Here is a 21,224-nt window from a genome sequence, read left to right as displayed (position 1 = left end):
GCTCCAATCATCTTTTAAACATTGGCCCGGCCTTTACGCTTAGTGAGTTCAGCTGACATCAGAAAACTTTGCATGATCATCGGCCAGCTGCGCAGCGCTTGATGGGCAGTCTGCGTCACCCGCTTCTTTATCTGCGTCACCCGCTTCTTTATCTGAGTCACCCGCTTCTTTAAGTATGTCTCCAGTCGCGGTTAGATATTGCTTATTTTTTTGATAGTGTACTTGCATTTCCAACAAAAAGGGATAGGTCGGCAACTCAATGCGTCGTGGCGATTGCCCTTCATGCAATAGCTCCCAAGCGATGCTCTCTCCCTTCACCCAGCAGGCAGCAATCTGCGCGAAATCTTTTTTTGCCAAATAGTGCTGCAGCATTGGCGTTTGGGCCTGTACCTCTCGTCGCACCCCGCCACTTTTAGCGGATTGATCGATGGTGCCGGCAAAAATCGTTCTGCCTGGCGTAACTGACGACGTCACCTCTTGTTGTTTTGAGGCAAAGGTTAAAGCACTGAGTAAGCTAGCTCGATCTTGCACTACCACAGCCCAGCGCAACGGCATCGCTTGGCGCCCTAACTGCAGCGTATAGGCCATGTCCTGTAACGAAAATTGCGCTTGACTCCGGACAAATTGCCCTAGCTGTTCGATCATGGCTTTTAAATGCTCGGCCGTCTTGGCTGATAAAACAATCAGCTGCTCGCTGGCGGGGCACTCAATTTGCGGCGCTTCTCGAAGGTCTGAGGTTCCCTCACGACAGTATTCTTCAAGAATCACACCAGCATAAAAATCACCATAGCCCATCGAATTGATCATCGCACGGCGGGGTATCTCTTGTTCCGCTCCATTGACTTGAATACAAGGACGGTCCCAGGCTTGCGCCTCTTGCTGTAGATAGAACGGAGAATGCTCCAACTCTAAATCAGAGCGCATAGGGCTAACCTGAAGAGTCGGCGCCAATTGTTTATGCTGCATTTGCAGCAGTACTTTAATCAGCTGCGAAATACCTGAGGCTGCCGTAGCATGGCCAATACTGGGCTTCAATGACCCTAGCGCACAAAACTGCCGATCCTGAGTAAATTCACGAAAAGCTTGTTCAGTGGCAAACACTTCAAGCGCATCCGCGATCGCGAATCCTGGTGCAAATGTCTCGACATAGCTGATGGTCCGCGGATCAATCCCCGATTTAACGATATTTTCTTTAATTGAATTCGCGATGACATCGGGGGTTGGCATGCTTGATAGGCCAATATTGCCGACATTATTGGCGACCGTTGATTTGATCACGCCCAAAATAGTGTCTTTATCTTGAATTGCTTTAGATAAGCGTTTTAGCAACACAACCCCAGCGCCATCACAGAATAAAGGCCCATCGCTGTTCGCCGCAAAACTTCGACTGCCAGGATGGCTACCCAGGATACCAAGCTGGCAAGAATACTGATACAACTCTGGATACATCAGCATAATGCCACCCGCAATCGCCGCCTCACATTCGCCATGTGCCAAGCTGGTGCAGGCCATGTGCAGCGCTGTCATGGAAGAAGCGCTGTAGGTGTCAATGACAAGACTCGGTCCGTAAAATTTGAATAAGTGCGACACCATGCCCGACAAACCACCCATGGTATGAGCCGCCATCATTTTAAGTTTATTGGCTTCGGTTAGCCCCATTGGATGAGACATCATACCGGCATAAACGCCTACCCGAGATTGGCACACTTTGTTCAATTCAGCGCTGGTGTAGCCGGCCGACTCAAGTAGAGTCCAGACCATCTGCACAAACAGTTTTTGCTCATCTGTCCAATCAGTACAAATAGAGTGCGTTTCGAATGCCGTCGTGAAAAACTCGGTATTAAAGACCGTGTTGAGTTCTGGAATAAACCCGCCCCATTTGGTGTAGCTACAACCTTGGGCCAGTGCAGTTTGTTTGTCTTCAATATAGAAGCCATCCAGCGACCAGCGATCTGTCGGAATTTCAGTAATACAATCCCGTCCGGTGACTAAATTGTCCCAATATTCTTGCAGAGTGTTTGCTTGCGGGAAACATCCGCTCATCCCGATCACCGCGATGGGTTCAAGCTCGGTGGGATGGCTTTCCGGCATTGCCACTGTATGGTTCCCTTCTTGATGCTGCAGGTAGGGCGGCGAAACTGTGCCAGCATCGGTACGCATTGCAGCCGTTACTTCAAACATAGGCACGAGCCCCGCTGGTTGTGCCCGCGCTAAATAGCCGGCTAACTTTGCAACCGTCGTGTATTTGAGAAACATGGCCGGCGTCATCGATACACCATATTTTTGGTTCAATACACGACTGAACTCCGTCAGCGTAATCGAGTCAAAACCAAATGCACTAAGCGGCGTATCTCGCTCCAATTCCTTGCGTGCAATTTTTAGTTGCGCCGAGATCAGCTCCGTCAACGCATGTTCTATCTGTGACTGTAAGTCACCCGCCGCACTTGGGCCGGGGTTCAGAGTTGCTGTCTCAGCCAGTACATGTTGCTCGCTTGCGTTGGGCAGCATTACCTTCTGTGGCACCCAGTACCGCTCTTTGGCAAACGGATAGGTTGGGAGACTGATCCGCTGCGGTTTTTTTGGACCGTATAACTGCCCCCACTCCACCACCAACCCCTGCACCCACAATTCTGCTAACTTACCTATTTTGCGGCGTACTATCCACTTGCCAATGGCTTCCTGCAACTCTTCATCAGCCCGGAACACCGACAAGATGCGTTGCTCGTGCTTGAGCTCGCCTTCGTAGGTATCTTCCTGAACCGCTTCGCCTCGCAGGTAACGTAACAATCGTTCTTGCAGTACATCGACCGTGCTAACGACCAACGCCAACCTCACCCCCAGCGCTTCGCGCCCCACCTGCAGCGTATACGCCAAGTCGGCCAGATTCACCTCCGGCTGGCGCTCCAAGTACGCTAGCAATTGCTGTATCTGCTGCCGTAGCTGTTCTCCGGTTCTGGCCGATAGGACCACCACCACAGGTCCACTGCATACCGTCGCTACCCTCTGTGGCGCCACATACTCCTCAACGATGACGTGCGCATTGACCCCACCAAAGCCAAACGAACTGACGCCAGCGCGCCGTGGCAATTCCTGTCCTTGCCGATCTCGTAAGGCTTCCCAGGCTTGCGTTTGCTGCACCACATAGAACGGGCTACCGTGCAAAGCCAACAGCGGATTGAGTTCTTCGCAATGCAAGCTTTTGATTAAGGTCCGATGCTGCATTTGCAACAGTACCTTGATCAGCCCGGCCACTCCTGCGGCCAGTTCTAGATGCCCGATATTGCTCTTCACCGAGCCCAAGCCACAACTCTGTCCTGACAACAGTTCTGGGGCCAACTCGGCAAATGCGCTCTTGAGTCCTTGGACCTCGATCGGATCGCCTAAGTCAGTGCCTGTGCCATGCGCCTCGATATAGCCGATTGTCTCCGGCGCCACCCCGGCTTGCTGCAGTGCAGCCTTGATCAGATCAGCTTGCGCTCGCGGGTTCGGTGCTGTCAGTGAATTGGCCCGACCGCCATGGTTAGTCGCACTGCCCTTGAGCAGGCCGTAGATATGGTCCCCATCTCGTTCAGCCGCCGCCAGCGGTTTGAGAAACAGCATACCCACCCCCTCCCCGCGCACATAGCCATCGGCCTGCGCGGAGAAAGTCTTGCAGCGCCCATCCGGGCTTAGCATACCTGCCTGGGTAAAACTCTCGTGCGTCTCCAACGACAGCAGCGTGTTGACCCCGCCCACCACCGCCTGCGCGCACTGGCCACTGCGTAACAGTTCTAGCGCCCGGTGCACCGCGACCAGCGAACTCGAGCACGCCGTCTCGACCGGTTCACTCGGCCCGTGCCAATTTAACCAATAGCTCATCCGGTTCGGACCCATCGATCCCACTACTCCCGCCGCACTGTATCCTGCCACTGTCTCACCCGCCTGCGCTAGCAACTGTCCATAACCGGTCCCAGCCGTCCCCACCAGCAGTGCCGTAGCGCTGCCCGACAAGCTTTGTACCGAGTAGCCAGCATCCTCAATCACTCGGTACACAGACAGCATCAGCAGTCGCTGCTGCGGATCCATCGCTTGCGCTTCGCGCGGCGAAATACCAAAAAAGAGCGGATCAAATTCGTCTATGCTTTCGATCACGCCGGCATGGCAAATCGCCGGCGCTGACCCACGGTCCCAGCGGTTGGCTGGCAATGACCCGATGCTGTCGCGCTGCGCCAGTAGGTTGGCCCAAAAAGCATTGATATCCTCAGCTTGCGGGAAACAACCACTCATGCCGATCACCGCAATTGGCTCGGCCTTAATCGTCTCGCTCCGCTTCGCATCGTCCTTTAGCGTTGCCATTGCAACGTGCCCCTGCCGGCGCCGAGGAACAACAGGAGCTAGCGTTGGAGAAAGAGTGCCGCTATCTGGACCGATTGGCGTCGTCGCCATTGCCGTAAACGCCGGCGCGAGCTCCGCTTGGTATTCCCGCACCAGATAGCCCGCCAGCGCTGCAATCGTCGAATACTCGAAGAATATCGTAGGACTCAGGGTTAAGCCGTACTTCTGGTGCAAGGCGTTGCCGAACTCCGTTAACGTGATCGAATCAAACCCAAATTCACTCAGCGATGTATCGCGCTCCAGTTCCTCACGCGCAATTTTGAGTTGCGCCGAGATCAATCCTGTCAGCACATGCTCTATTTGCGACTGCAATTCGTCAACTGCGGCGGGGTCATCAGCCACCCGTTCCTCGATCGCCACCGGCGATAGTAGCCGCGCTTGGCAAGCCACTTGCAGGTAATGCAGCACGCGGGCCACAACACCATAGCCCACCACCACGTGCGCAGCACTCTGTGCCAGCGCTTGACACAGCGCAGTGATACCCGCGGCACTCGGCATCGCCTCTAACCCGGTATCCCGTCGCAGCCGCTCTTGGGTCGCCGGATCTAGCTGCATACCGCCCTCGGCCCATAACGGCCAACTCACCGATACGGTGCGACCTTGGCGCTGCCCCTGCGCCACCAAGCCGGCTCGGTACTGCGCATAGCTGTCCAAGAAGCCATTCGCCGCGGCGTAATCGGTCTGTCCCACATTACCCCACACGCTAGCCGCCGACGAGCACAGCATCAGCCAGTCCAGCGCCACCTCTCGTGTCGCCTCATCCAAGGCCACTAGACCTGCCACCTTTGGCGCCAGCACCTGCTGTAGGGTCGCGCCAGTCTTCTGCGCCAGCAAACCGTCGTGCACTACCCCAGCGCTATGGATCATGCCGTTCAATTGCCCGTACTGCGCCACGATTTCTATCACTAAGGCCGCCACAGCCACGGCATCGCTCACATCCACGGCCCGGTACGCAACGCGCGCGCCCATCGTCTGTAATTCTTCCAGCACACGCTCTTGCGCCGGCCTTAACGCGCGGCGCCCAGTCAACACTAACACCGGATGGCGGACCTGCTGCGCTATCGCCCGCGCGAACACTTGCCCCAACCCACCCAAGCCGCCGGTGATTAAATAGACACCCTGGTCACGCCAGGGTAGCGTCATCTCTTCGTGTTCCAACGGCGCAAAGTCCCAGACCTCTCGTTGCCCATTAACATACCGCACCATTGCAGAGGGGGATGCCGCCTCGGCTCGCAATCGTTGCGCCAAGACCGGCATCGACACCCCCGCCTCCACTGCTACCACCTGGCACGCCAACAACCGGTACTCTTGCTGCGCACTCCGCAGTAATCCACCTAGCCCCTGCAGCACCGCGTCTTCGCCTTCGCTGGGGACAACCAGTTGCAGCAACAGCGCCTTATTTGGATGGGCTGCAACTTCTTTCTGTAGCCATGCCAACAATTGCATCGCATACGTCGTATAGCGCTGCGCCAGTGTGCCGTTTCCGGTTAACCCCACGCACTGTGCTGTAGGCAGCGCAGCAGCAAGTTCAGCGAGTCTCTTTGGCCCCTCTTTGCCTACCTCACACAACAAAATTCCTTGCACCCCATAGGCCGGCACTGCTGCTGGTTGCGCGATGGTTTGTGCTATCCAGTGCGGTGCCCGCAGAACGGTCTGAGGTGCAGTCACTACATGCTCAGCTGCCTCATGCAAAGTGCGTGCACTGAAACCACTTAAACGTAATGCCACCCGTCCATTCGCATCGACGATGTCAACATCGAACTTGCGGATTGCCGTGCTGTCGCCTGCTCCTGGCTGCACCACTGCCCACGCCGGCGTGGGCAGTTCCCCCCATTGCTGCACCCGCGCCACAGCGAATGGCAACGCCAAGGATCCATCGGTCTTGTCTAGCGTCAGCCCCACGCTTGCCTGTAGCGCCCCGTCTAACATATTCGGCACCCACGCATAGCCGACTGGCATCTCTGCGGCCAAACGTAAAGCACCCACCGCGAGGTGATGGCCGACCCGCAATTCGCCCAGAACCTGGAAGCTCGGACCGTAACTTAACCCTAATTGGGCGAACCGCAGATAACAGGCCTCGCCCGTCAACTGCTGCTCACATTGTGCTAGCACGGCCTCCAGATCCACCTGCGGCGCTTCGCCCATTTCGGCTAGCTGAGCCCAACCCTGGCTATACACGACCGCATCGTCCCCGCTACCGCTGTAGATCTCAAAGCCAATACAGCCATCTTCCTGCATCTCCAGTCCAATATGCACTTCCTGCGGCTGTGTTATCACCAGCGGGCGCAGCCAGGTCACTTCCTGCAAGAGAACCGATCGCCCCGCCGTGCCAATCTCCCCCCCATTGGCCAATGCCACCGCCGCACGCGCCCACTCCAGCTGTGCTACCCCAGGCGCGAGCCGCTCACCTCGTACCACGTGATCGCGGAGGAAAAATTCTTCGCCCGTGAGCGTCGTACTAAAGCGCTGCTCACCAAAATCTGATGTGTTACGGTGTACGAGCGGATGAAGCTGACTTACTAGCCCGCCCTGCACCCTCATCGCCGGCACCCAATATCGCTCTTTGGCGAAAGGATAGGTTGGCAGACTCAGACGAAGCGGCTTGCTCTGCGGGTACAAATTGGTCCAGTCGAAACTCTGTCCCTGCACCCACAATTGGGCTAACTTACGCAACTTCTTGGCACGCATCCACGTCTGTAACAGCGCCTTGTCATCCTCATCCTCCTCAAAGAGTGCCGCGTGCTCGGCACTCTTTTTGACCTGCCCGGTGAAGAGGCCAGGCGCCGATTGACCACGCGTGAATCTGTCGAATGCATCTAACATCTGTGCCCGCGATTCCGTCACCAACGCTAGCCGGTGAATCATCGCCTCGCGTCCAGTCTGCAGGGTATAAGCTAGAGCGGCAAGATCAAGCTCCGTTTTCCCTTCGGCCCACGCCTTCATTTTTGCGGCATACGCTTGCAGCCGTTCCGCTGTCTTTGCCGACAACACGATTAAAACCTGCTGAGGACTCTCCGCCCGGCGCATGTCTACCGATGATGGATAGTCTTCGAGCACCAGATGGGCATTCGTGCCGCTAAAGCCAAATGAACTCACCGCTGCGCGCCGCCGTTGCCCCTCATCCGCCGTCCACGGCGTCGGGGCAGTATTGATGTAAAAAGGACTGCCCTCCACCGTGATACGCTCGTTGAGCGTGGAGAAATTGATCGTCGGCGGCAGCATACGATGGCGCAACGCCAGCAACACTTTGATCACGCCCGAAACACCGGCGGCGGTTAGCAGATGGCCAATATTGCTTTTGACCGATCCTAAAGCGCAGTAGCCCTGCTTCGCGGTATATGAACGGAACGACTCCGTTAAAGCTTCCACCTCAATCGGGTCCCCTAATGCAGTACCCGTACCATGAGCTTCTATCAGAGAGATCGTCTCCGGGTTGATCCCAAAGCGTTCATAGACCTGCTTTTGTAAGGTTATCTGCGAGCTTACGCTGGGTGCCGTAATACCATTCGTGCGGCCGTCCTGATTCACCCCCCAACCCCGCAACACACCGTGGATTAGATCTTGATCGCGTACCGCATCCGTGAAACGCTTCAGCAATAGGACACCCACCCCTTCTCCTGGCACAAAACCATCCGCCCGCGCATCGAAAGTGAAACAGCGTCCGACTTTCGATAGCATGCCTGCGCTGCCGGTCATGATGTGCATATCCGGCCCCGCTGACACATATACACCGCCGGCGAGAACTAAGTCACTTTGTCTGAGCATTAAGCTGTCGCATGCCTCAGCGATGGCCACCAACGACGACGAACAAGCGGTGTCAATCGCCAGGCAAGGACCCTTCAAATTCAGAAAATAGGCGATCCGGGCCGACAAAATCGACGACGCACTCCCGAGTAACCCATGGGCCGTCAGCTCGCTACCGTCGCCAACCCGACCATAATCGCTAGCGCCACAACCCACATACACACCGCAGCGGCTATTCGACAAAGTTTGCGGATTGATGCCTGCGGCCTCGATACAATTCCAACTATGCTCCAAAAACAGGCGTTGCTGAGGATCCATCCACTGTGCTTCGGCCGGTGAAATGTTGAAAAATAACGGATCGAAGCACTCTGCTTCCTCCAAGACCCCCATCCATTTGCTGTACGTCCGACCTAGGATAGCCGGGCGCGGATCATAGTACCCCTCGATCGGCCAGCGCTGCGCAGGAACTTCCGACACGCAATCCCTACCCTGCACGAGGTTATCCCAAAACTCTTCTAGGTTTTTTGATTTTGGAAAGGCTCCCGACATCCCTACAATGGCAACGCCCTCCTGTTGCGGTATTGGCTGAACAACGTCCGCACCAACGGTATAATGGTGCTCTGGTGCCATCGGCACGTTCGCTGTTTGAGTTGGAACCTCATCGTGCGATTCGCCAGGCGGCATCGAGGTTCCAAGTAGCGGGTTTTTAGCGTTGTCCGAGTTGCCCCCCGCTAGAGGATTAAGAAGCATCGATCGATCTGTTATATCACCAACTGTTGGCTGATGCATTGGTGCACTCTGCACGCTCAGGCCCAGCGACGACAGATGCTCCGCCAGGCACCGGATGGTAGGATAGTCATACAGGCGTGTCACCGGCAACGATAGACCAAAAGATTTATTGATCGCTTGCACCCATTCCACGCCAGTGATCGAATCCAGTCCAAGTTCAGCAAACGGATGATCCGCATCGATGTCCGCGTGCTCCAGATACAATACTTCAGCGAGACTCCTGGTCAGTTCTGCCGCCAAGATTTGTGGCGATGCGCAGCGACTACTGCTGACACCGCTTAATCCTCTAGCCACCTCCACCACCGGTAAAGGTGTTATCTCATCGGCTGTGCCATAATTCGCTACTCGTGTGCACTGAGCGCTGCTAAGCAAGGAGGGCACTTCGTTGAGCAATTCAACCTCAAGCGTTTGCAACGCGATGCCGCTTGGCTTATCCGTCACACTCTCGGCACTAAGCAGAATTCCGGGCTTATCCTCCAACTGCACTCCCGCCGATATGACCGACTCACCTCGCACCGCCTGATCCTGCACCGTCGTCGGCGCCCAGTACCGCTCCTTAGCAAAAGGATAGGTTGGGAGACTGATCCGCTTTGGTTTTGTTTGACCGTATAACTGCTCCCACGCCACCACCAGCCCCTGCACCCACAACTCTGCCAGCTTACCTATTTTGCGGCGGGCCAGCCACTTACCGATGACTTCTTGCAACTCCTCATCAGCCCGGAACACCGCCAAGATGCCCTGCTCGTGCTTGAGCTCGCCTTGATAGGTGTCCGCGCCAGTCGGCTCACCTTGCGCATGACGTAACAAGCGCTCTTTGAGTACTTCGACCGTGCTGACCACCCACGCCACTCTGACCCCCAGTGCCTCGCGCCCCACCTGCAGCGTATACGCCAAGTCGGCCAGATTCACCTCAGCCTGGCGCTCCAGGTACGCCAGCAACTGCTGCACCTGCTGCCTTAGCTGCGCCTCGTTTCTGGCCGATAGGACTACCACCACAGGTCCACTGAAGACCATCGCAGGCCTGTGTGGCGCCACATACTCCTCAACGATGACATGCGCATTGACCCCACCAAAGCCAAACGAACTCACCCCGGCGCGCCGCGGTAATTCCTGTCCCTGCCGGTCTCGTAAGGCTTCCCAGGCTTGTGTTTGCTGCACCACATAGAACGGACTGCCGTCCAACGCCAGCAGTGGATTCAGTTCTTCGCAATGCAAGCTCTTCACTAAGGTCCGGTGTTGTAGCTGCAGTAAAACCTTAATCAGGCCCGCCACCCCCGCGGCCAGTTCCAGGTGCCCAATATTGCTCTTCACCGAACCTAAGCCGCAACGCTGCGCGGGTCGCTCTGAGGACAGCTCTGCAAAGGCGCTCTTAAGCCCTTGCACTTCGATCGGATCCCCTAACGCGGTACCCGTGCCATGCGCTTCAATATAGCTGACTGTCCCAGGTTCTACCCCAGCTTGTTGCAGTGCAGCTTTGATCAGATCCGCCTGTGCTCGCGGGTTTGGCGACGTCAGTGAATTGGCCCGCCCACCATGGTTGGTGGCACTGCCCTTGAGCAAACCATAAATATGATCTCCATCGCGCTCGGCCGCCGCTAGTGGTTTGAGAAACAGCATGCCCACCCCCTCCCCGCGCACATAACCATCAGCCTGCGCGGAGAAAGTCTTGCAGCGTCCATCCGGGCTCAACATGCCCGCCTGGGTAAAACTTTCGTGCATGTCCATTGACAACAGGGTGTTGACCCCGCCTACCACCGCCTGTGCGCACTGCCCGCTGCGCAGCAATTCTAGCGCTCGATGCACCGCGACCAGCGAACTTGAGCAAGCCGTCTCGATCGGTTCACTCGGCCCATGCCAGTTCAACCAATAGCTCATCCGATTGGGTCCCATCGACCCTACCAGTCCCGCCGCGCTATAGCCGGCCACCGTCTCGCCCGCCTGCGCCAGCAAATTTCCATAACCGCTACCGGCGGCAGCCCCGACCAGCAGTGCCGTAGCGCTGCCCGACAGGCCCTGCACTGAATAGCCGGCATCCTCAATCACTCGGTACACAGACAGCATCAGCAGTCGCTGCTGTGGATCCATCGCTTGCGCTTCGCGCGGCGAAATACCAAAAAAGAGCGGATCAAATTGGTCTATATTTTCGATCACACCGGCATGGCAAATCGCCGGTGCTGACCCACGGTCCCAGCGGTTGGCTGGCAATGACCCGATGCTGTTCCGCTCTGCCAGTAGGTTAGCCCACAAGGCATCGATATCCTCTGCTTGCGGGAAACATCCGCTCATACCGATCACCGCGATCGGCTCGACCCGGCTCGGCCCGTACTCACTCGCCTCACGCCTAAGCGGTGCCGCCGCAAGGCGTCCTCGCCAATGGCTACGGGTGGATGCAAACGGCTGAGGCAGAGCGCTGCCATTTGGACGGATTGGCGTCGCCACTGTTGCGGTAAACACCGGTGCCAGCACCGCTTGGTGTTCCCGCGCCAGATAGCCCGCCAGCGCTGCAATCGTCGCATACTCGAAGAATATCGTGGGACTCAGGGTTAAGCCGTACTTCTGGTGCAATGCGTTGCCGAACTCCGTTAGCGTGATCGAATCAAACCCAAATTCGCTCAGCGCGGCATCGCGCTCCAACTCTTCGCGCGCAATTTTGAGTTGCGCCGAGATTAATCCTGTCAACCCATGCTCTATTTGCAACTGCAATTCGTCAATTGCAACTGGGTTATCCGCACTTCCCGTCACCGTTGGCAGTCGCCGCGCTTGGCAAGCCACTTGCAACTGATGCAGCACGCGGGCCACGGCACCATAGCCCACCGCCACGTGCGCGGCGCTCTGTGCCAGCGCTTGACACAGCGCAGTGACGCCCGCAGCACTCGGCATCGCCTCTAACCCGGTCTCCCGTCGCAGTCGCTCTTGGGTCGCCAGATCTAGCTGCATACCGCCTTCGGCCCACAACGGCCAATTCACCGATACGGTGCGACCTTGGCGCTTTCCCTGCGCCACTAGGCTTGTTCGGTACTGCGCATAGCTGTCCAAGAAGCCATTCGCTGCAGCATAATCGGTCTGCCCCACGTTGCCCCACACACTCGCTACTGACGAGCACAGCACCAGCCAATCCAGCGCCACCTCTCGCGTCGCCTGATCCAACGCTATCAAGCCCATCACCTTCGGCTCCAGCACCTGCTGTAGGGTCGCGCCAGTCTTCTGCGCCAGCAAACCGTCGTGCACTATCCCAGCGCTATGGATCACGCCGTTCAATTGCCCATACTGCGCCACTATTTCTAGCACTAAGGCCGCCACGGCCACAGCATCACTCACATCCGCAGCGCGATATGCAACCCGCGCGCCCATCGTCTGTAATTCCTCCAGCACACGCTCCTGCGCCAGCTTTAACGCACGGCGCCCAGTCAACACTAACACCGGATGGCGGACCTGCTGCGCTATCGCCCGCGCGAACACTTGCCCCAGCCCGCCCAAACCGCCGGTGATTAAGTAGACACCCTGCTCACGCCAGGGTAGCGTTGTCTCTTCGTTGTCCAACGGCGCAAAGTCCCAGACCTCTCGTTGCCCATTAACATACCGCACCATTGGCGAGGGGGATGCCGCCTCGGCTCGCAATCGTTGCGCCAAAACCAGCATCGACACCTCCGCCTCCACCGCTACCACCTGGCACGCCAACAACCGGTATTCTTGTTGCGCACTCCGCAGTAATCCACCTAGCCCCTGCAGCACTAAGCCTTCAACTTCGCTGGGGATAATCAGTTGTAGCAAGAGCGCCTTATCCGGATGGGCTGCAACTTCTTTCTGTAGCCATGCCAACAATTGCATCGCATACGCCGTATAGCGCTGCGCCAGTGTGCCGTTTCCGGTTAACCCCACGCACTGTGCTGTAGGCAGCGCAGCAGTAAGCTCAGCGATCCTCTCTGGCCGATCTTGGCCCACTTCACACAATAAGATCCCGTGCCTCTCATAGATCGGGGAGAGCGCTGCTTGTACAGGGGCTTGCGCCGTCCACTGCGGCGCTAATAGGACCGTCTGAGGAGCCGCGACTGCCTGCTCAATGGCCTCATGCACAAGAATTGCTCCAGGCAGAGGTCGTGTACTGAAGCCACTTAAGCGCAGCGCCACTTGCCCATTCCCATCCGCAATTTCAAGCTCTAACTTGCGCACCAACGCACTGTCGTCGACGCTTGGGCGCACCACAATCCACGCCGGCATCGGCAGTTCACCCCATTGCCTCACCTGGGCTACCGCGAAGGGTAGCGCTAAGGGTGCATCCGTCTTATTTTGCGCCAGGCCCACGCTTGCCTGCAGCGCCCCATCCAACATATTTGGCGCCCAGACATAACCGGCTGGCGCATCTGCGGTCAAGCGCAAGGCACCTACCGCAACCTGATCGCCTAGCCACAATTCTTTTAAAACCTGGAAGCTCGGACCAAACTCTAAGCCCTGTTGCGCAAACTGTGCATAACACGCCTCCCCCGCCACGGTCCGCTCACAGTGTGCCCGCACTGCCTCTAGATCCACCTGCGGTGCTTCACCTACCGCCACCCATTGAGCCCAACCCCGGCTATACACAACGGCTTCATCCCCACTATCGCTGTAGATTTCAAAGCCAACCCGACCGTCTGCCTGACTCTCCAAACCGATATGGACTTCTCGTGGCTCGGCTACCACCAATGGGCGCAGCCACATCACCTCTTCCAGCATCACGGTCTGTCCTACCTCACCATGACTCGCCAACGCCACCGCCGCGCGCGCCCACTCCAATTGGGCAGCTCCAGGCACAATACGCTGACCTTGCACCACGTGGTCGTGCAGGAAAAATTCCTTGCCGGTCAGCGTCGTACTAAAACGCTGTTGGCTCAAATCTGACGTATTTCGGTGCAGCAACGGATGCAATTGGCGTTCTAACCCATTTGGCACCACCCGTGTCTGCCCCCAGTACCGCTCCTTCGCAAACGGATAGGTCGGAAGGCTCATCCGCCGCGGCTTGGTTTGACCATATAACTGTCCCCACTCCACGGCCAGTCCCTGCACCCACAACTGCGCTAGCTTGCGCAACTTCTTGGCACGCAGCCACGCCTGCAACAATACATCGGCGTCCTCATCATCCTCAAAGAGTGCCGCGTGCTCGGCACTTTTTTTGACCTGCCCTGTGAAAAAGCCAGGCGCCGATTGACCACGAGTGAATCTGTCAAGCGCATCCAGCATCTGCTCGCGCGACTCCACCACCAACGCCAGCCGATGAACCATCGCCTCACGCCCAGTCTGTAGGGTGTAAGCTAGAGCAGCAAGATCAAGCTCCGTTTCCCCCTCGGCCCACGCCTTCATTTTTGCGGCGTACGCTTGCAGCCGCTCCGGGGCCTTTGCCGACAACACAAGCAAGACCTGCTGAGGATGGTCCACCCGACGCACGGGTACCGACGATGGGTATTCTTCCAGCAGCAGATGGGCATTCGTACCGCTAAAGCCAAATGAACTCACCGCTGCACGCCGCGGTTGATCTCCCGCCACCGTCCACGGCTGCAAATCAGTATTGATGTAAAAAGGACTGCCAGCCACTGCGATACGCTCATTGAGCGTAGAGAAATTGATCGTCGGCGGCAGCACGCGATGGCGCAACGCCAACAACACTTTGATCACGCCCGCAACGCCAGCGGCAGCGAGCAGATGGCCAAGATTGCTTTTGACCGATCCTAAAGCGCAGTAGTCCTGCTGCGCGGTATATGCACGGAACGATGCCGTTAAAGCTTCTACCTCGATCGGATCCCCTAATGCCGTACCCGTGCCATGAGCTTCGACCAGGGAGATCGTCTCTGGATTGATCCCAAAGCGTTCGTAGACCTGTTTTTGTAAGGTTATCTGCGAGCTCACACTTGGCGCCGTAATACCGTTCGTGCGGCCGTCCTGATTCACCCCCCAACCCCGCAGGACACCGTGGATCAGGTCTTGATCGCGCACTGCATCCGTTAAGCGCTTAAGCAGTAAGACACCCACCCCCTCTGCCGGCACAAAACCATCCGCTCGTGCATCGAAAGTGAAGCAACGTCCGACTTTCGATAACATGCCTGCGCTGCTGGTCATGATGTGCATATCCGGTCCTGCCAACACACATACGCCACCCGCAAGAACTAAGTCGTTTTGTCTGAAGATTAAGCTGTCGCACGCTTCAGCGATGGCCACCAACGACGACGAACAAGCGGTGTCAAGCGCCAAGCAAGGACCCTTCAAATTCAGAAAATACGCGATTCGGGCCGACAGGATCGACGACGCACTCCCCAGCAGTCCCTGGGCGGTCAACTCGCTGCCATCACCCACTCGACCATAGCCGCTAGCGCTGCAACCCACATACACGCCACAGCGGCTATCTGACAAAGTGTGCGGATTGATGCCCGCGGCTTCGATACAGTTCCAGCTATGCTCTAGAAACAGACGTTGCTGAGGATCCATCCATTGCGCTTCAGCCGGGGAAATATTGAAAAACAACGGATCGAAGCACTCGGCCTCCTCCAACGCCCCCATCCACTTGCTATACGTTCGGCCCAGCGTAGCCGGACGCGGATCGTAGTACTGTTCGATCGACCACCGCTGCACAGGAACTTCCGACACACAATCCCTACCCTGCACGAGGTTATCCCAGAACTCTTCTAGGTTTTTTGATTTTGGAAAGGCCCCCGACATCCCCACGATAGCAACGCCCTCCTGCTGCGGTATCGGTTGAATCTCCGGCGCCGCAGGTACTGGACGGGGCGCTGCAGACAAGCGTGGGGCTGACGCAGCAACCAGACCATGAGTTTCGCCTGGCAGCATCGATGCGCCAAGTAACGGGTCGCTTAGGACCATCGGCGACAAATGCTCGGCCAAACGCCGGATGGTGGGATAGTCATACAGCCGTGTCACCGGTAACGACAAACCAAAAGATTGGTTAATTAACTGCGCCCATTCCACGCCAGTGATCGAATCCAAGCCAAGCTCAACAAACGGATACTCTGTATCAATCTCCGCGCACTCCAAGTACAGTACTTCGGCAAGACTCTTGGTCAGTTTTTCTTGCAAGCTCTTTAGCGACTCAGAGCGATTGCTGCCCGTTTCTAGCACGGGCGAATCCATTATGTCAGTCGATGTTTCATGATTCGCCAATGATCCAGCTGGTACGCTCAGAACCATCGGCAACAGGTGCTCCGCCAAACGCCGGATAGTGGGATAGTCATACAGGCGTGTCACCGGTAATGACAAACCAAAAGATTGGTTGATTAACTGCGCCCATTCCACACCCGTGATCGAATCCAAGCCAAGCTCGACAAACGGATACTCTGCATCAATCTCCGTGTACTCCAAATACAATACTTCGGCGAGAGTCTTGGTCAGTTCTTCTTGCAGGGTCTTTAGCGACGCGGGGCGACTGTTGCTTGTTTCCTCCGCTGGCGAATCAGTTGCATCTCTGCCTGTTTTGTGATTCATCGCTGGCACGTATTGATTGCCGCTGGCCGGCGTTGGCACATCGTTGCGCAGGTCAGTCTCAAGCGTCCGCAACGAAATACCACTAGGCTTACCTGTCGCACCCTCTGTAGCGGGCCCAATTCCCGGCTTATTAGCGGCCGCGCGCGTCCTCTCCAGTTGCACTGCCCTCGGCACGACCTGCTCGCCCCCCACCACTGGATCCGGTACTGCCTTCAGCACCCAGTATCGTTCTTTAGCAAAGGGATACGTTGGCAGGCTGATGCGCTTTGGTTTCACTGCACCGTATACGTGTCCCCACGCTACCTCTAGTCCTTGTGTCCACAACTGCGCCAACTTATCAAGTTCGCCTTTGCCAAGCCACGCTGCGATGCTCTTTTGCTGATCTTCATCAGCGCGAAACATCGCCAATGTTTCCTGGCCGCGCTTGAATTCACCCTGGTATATATTTTCCTGAGACGCCTTGCCTTGCGCATAGCCCAACAACTGTTCTTTCAGCTCATTGATGGACCTCACCACAAGCGCTAACCGAACGTCCAAGGCCTCGCGTCCTACCTGGAGCGTATACGCTAGGTCGGCCAGGTTCACCTCAGCCTGGCATTTCAAATATGTCTGCAATTGCTGTGCTTGTTGCCGCAGCCGTGCTTGGCTTTTGGCCGATAGCACAATGATTACCGGCCCGCTCAACATCGTTGACGTCTTCTGTGGCGAAATATATTCCTCAACAATAACATGCGCATTGGTGCCGCTAAAGCCGAATGAACTCACTCCCGCCCGCTTTAGCCCGGCCGGCCACCTCTGGGTTTGCGCGACGACCTGCACCGGCAAGCGCTCCCAAGGAATATACGGGTTTGGTGTTGCAAAATGCAACTGTGCTGGAATCACTCCGTGCTGCATCGACAGGACCGTCTTAATCAGCCCGGCAATACCCGCCGCCGCTTCTAGATGACCCATCACACTCTTGAGCGAGCCAATCAAAAGGGGCTGATTGGCTGAGCGACCCGCCCCCAATACTTGGGCAGCGGCCATGATCTCGATCGGATCGCCTAGTTTAGTACCCGTTCCATGTGCCTCCAAGTAGCCGATCTCGTGCGGCGCTAACCCCGCCTGAACTAGCGCCGCTTCAATCACTGCCTGCTGCGCCAACTGGTTCGGCGCAGTTAAGCCACTGCTGCTGCCATCTTGATTGATAGCACTGCCCCGGATCACTGCCATGATCGGGTCCTCATCGGCCTGCGCATCAGATAAACGCTTCAAAACCACCGCCGCACAGCCTTCCCCTCGCACATACCCATCTGCCGACGCATCGAATGTCCGACACCGCCCATGAGGTGAGAGCATACCTGCCTGTTCGTAGGCTAGAAACCGCTTGTCATCGAGCAATAGATTCACCCCAGCCGCCAAGGCCAGAGTGCACTCCCCGCCCAATAGGCTGCGACATGCCGTGTGCACGGCTACCAGCGATGAACTGCAGGCAGTATCGATACTGAGTGCCGGACCTTGCCAATCAAAGAAATACGACAACCGACCTGCCGCCACCGAACACGCATTACCGGTGGCAAAGTGGGCGTTGATGTCCGCCTTGCTGCCATTGCGCGTAATCACATCTTCGTAGTCACTGCCCATCATGCCTACGAAGACTCCACTACGCGTCCCACGCAGCATGGCTGGCGCGATCGCAGCAGATTCCAGTGCTTCCCAAGCGACCTCTAATAACAAACGTTGCTGTGGATCCAATAATTTCGCCTCACGTGGCGAAATACGAAAGAAACCCGCATCGAAGCACTCTACCTCGGTCAGAAAGCCTGCCTGCCAACGACATGGCTCTGCTTGGCTCCCCCACAGCACCTGCCGGTGGGCGGGTAACGCCCCCACCCCATCACGCGCTGCCAGCAATTCTTGCCAGAACTGTGCCGGGGTATTCACTCTATCCGGCAGGCGACAAGCCACACCAATGATCGCGACGACTTGGTCCTGGCGGCTGGACTCCTGCCCTGAACCATGACTCGCTGAAGCATGTGTCACACGTGCTGGGACTATGCTTGCCTGCGGCGCTGGCGTCACGGTTGTCTGCGCTACCGGCTGAACCGCGACCTGAGCCATAAAGTATCCAATGATCGCCTCAGGCGTTCCATAGCTAAAGAAAAACGTCGAGGGTAACGACTCTCCCAGGCGAGTACTCAGCCGCCTTCTTAATTCAAGCAACTCCAGTGAACTGAGCCCCATCTCCATCAGCGGCGCCTGGGGATCATAGGCTGGCGCCCGTTGACTGCCCAATACCTCTATCACAGCGCTGCGCACGATCGGCTCAACCTGATTGACAGCTCGCGTAGTATCAGTCGATACCGCTTGTGGACCTGCGGTTTCGACGACCGTCTTCTGCTCAGAGCGCAAGCGATATTCAATTAACACCCCAGCCCCTTCGTTCTCTGTGTCTCCCGGCCTGAACCCCGGCAGCACTTCGCGTATCACGGCACCATGCGAAGCATGGAAATGCAACATCGGATCAATCAATTGGCCCTGTTCGTCGCGTAACTCAATATACTGATCGAGGCTGCACTCCGCCTGATACTGACTATAATGAGCGCAGCGTGTGACACCCACGATAGCCTCTACACCGTCAAGCAGCGAGCCATAGACCAGCATCAAGTCAAGCAGCGCATCACTGAACCCTCGTCCATGCATCTCGGGCGCAACAAATAATCCTAACAACTGCACATAGCGGCCTTCTGCTTGGCATAAACACCCGACTTCGGCATAGCAGATGCTGCGCAGTGCTGCGACAGAATCAATGCGCTGCGTATACAACACAGCCGCAATCTGTCCGGCAAACTCCAATACCATTTGCTGCTGTGGAACATCACACACGCGCCGCTTTATTTCCGCAGTGGAGATACGCATGGCGCTTGGCTCGCACATCCGGTTAAGATGCTTGAGGCGAGATAGATCGGCTCGTACTGGATGACGAATCGTATAAGACTGGGGGATCAACCGATGCAAAGAGAGGCGGGTAAAGTTCAGCCGCTCGGGAAAAGTGCGCGACAGGCCCGGCTCAGGAAAGAGGCCAACTTCAGCTGCCGCCATTAAAAAAACCGAAGCTTCGACCAGTTGCTGACCAGAAAACGCTTTAAAAGCATCAAAATGAGCGCTTTCTGTCATATTCCCCAGGCACTTAACGGTATTCGGCCGCAGACAATGCACCTCTAGTGAGAGCAAACCAAAGCGAGAAACTGCCATGCGCCAGCGGCGCAGATGCTCAACCAATCCCTGTACTGCGTGGGCAGGTTTGATTTCGCTGCCATCGCGCGCTATGTATACGCCAGTGTAATTCAAACCCTCTCGCCGCCGAGCCGCTCTCTTGTCTTCAATCGACAGGAACGGGCACTCATGGTCTAAAAACGCCCGCACATGCAAAATGTTTTCTGGATCTTCGATGCCTGCTGCGGCTAAATCAGTGATCAATTGCTGCGGGTCTGCGATACTTCCCCGCACCAGTAAGTGTGGTAACCCAGCCAACGTTTTTCCTGTGGCTTCAAGTGATAACGCATTGTCGTCTGCGCCGATCAGCGTGAGTGGATACTCCGCCAATGCCTGCCCTCGTGCTGAACGCGTTTTGATAAGCTGGTAGATTCTGAGCAGTAAACTCCCGTCACCGCACCCCATATCCGCGATGTAACGGGGTTGCGTGGCTAAAGGGGGGTGATCGAAGATGCGTAGAATGAGCGTGTCAAGCTCAGCAAAGTGGCTTTGATGTTGCACGCCACTGGCGATAATATTCAGGGTCCGGTCCAGATGCAATTCATGCCTCGGCTCATCTTGGCCAAAGATGTCCTGAGCTTCGCCGAACAATAAATCATCAAGATGACGAAGCATCGGTGTGTAGGACACCACCGTACCCAAAACACCACTATTCGCCAGCAACGCCCGGCCACTCGGCGTTAACTGAAAATTTGCCGCCTCAACCTGCCCCCAGCCACGCTGAATGAACACGGTTTGCACCGCGTGTAACGCAGCCACTGATATGTCGCTTGGCTGCGTTTGTGCCAATACGTCACTACCCAATGTGTGCAGGTGTGCTAGCAATGGCGTCAACAAAGCGCCGTCCAAGAGGCTCGCCACCATTGGCTCGACTCCGGGCCAACTAGCGTTACAGCGATCTAGCCAGCGCAGTAAGTATTCGGACTGCTCAGATTGTTCAACCGCTAGCGCTTGCACCAGCGGTAGTTGCGCCAACTCCTCTAAATCGCTCGGCAACTGCCGTGCCAGACAAGCACCTGCGACCACTCCATATCGGTCCGCTTCAACCCACTCCACCCAACCTAATTCATATAAGAGCCGCAGACCCGCATGCAGATGCCCAACATTGCCTCGGTAGCGTGATGCCAGCTTCTTAAGCCTCATCGGTCGGGCTGACATCGCCTGCCAAACTCCGTGCCGGACGAAGCTACCAATCACATGTGAAGCAACCCATCCATTAGCCAATCCATTGATGACGTCTAGCATAATGACTCCCCCTCAAACGTTATATTTTGTTATATGACGCCTCGCCACATAGGTGACGGACTAGGTTAATCTTAAGACTTGAAAGTGACGGATATCATAAGCAAATTTTATCCGGCATGCATCTCTTTTTATTTTATTGGCCCCAGCCCTTTGCTTCTGCTAGAGATATATTCCGCGTAGTCCTACGGAGTTTCATCAAACTAGGGCGTGTTGACGTTTCACATAGACAGCCACAAGAAAGTGCAAGCCATAGCGACCCCACTCTCATAATTGCGTTTTAACTTATCGAATCGGGCCGCTACACCTATTGATTGCTTCATGTCTTCATAAAAAACGGCTCTTCTTCTGGTAAT

Annotated in this window: 1 protein-coding gene and 1 pseudogene; both read right to left on the bottom strand. The window is 56.4% G+C overall.

Annotated features, from left to right (window positions below; genetic code table 11):
• Positions 1-48: 48 nt before the first annotated feature.
• On the bottom strand, positions 49-20,871 hold the full coding sequence (locus tag NQD60_RS03950) for an SDR family NAD(P)-dependent oxidoreductase (RefSeq protein ID WP_257101149.1): 20,823 nt from the start codon (positions 20,869-20,871) through the stop codon (positions 49-51).
• Between the two features lie 218 nt (positions 20,872-21,089).
• A pseudogene (locus tag NQD60_RS03945) lies at positions 21,090-21,173 on the bottom strand (IS5/IS1182 family transposase); the annotation flags it as partial.
• Positions 21,174-21,224 lie beyond the last annotated feature (51 nt).

The sequence above is a fragment of the Mycoavidus sp. SF9855 genome (genome assembly GCF_024582735.1).
Lineage (GTDB): Bacteria > Pseudomonadota > Gammaproteobacteria > Burkholderiales > Burkholderiaceae > Mycoavidus.
The sequence above is the reverse complement of the archived record's forward strand: the minus strand, read 5'-3'. Positions and strand labels throughout refer to the sequence as shown.

What these genes read in the sequence shown, in the direction of transcription:
- NQD60_RS03950 (WP_257101149.1), bottom strand. Translation starts at nt 20,871, where the DNA reads ATGCTAGACGTCATCAATGGATTGGCTAATGGATGGGTTGCTTCACAT.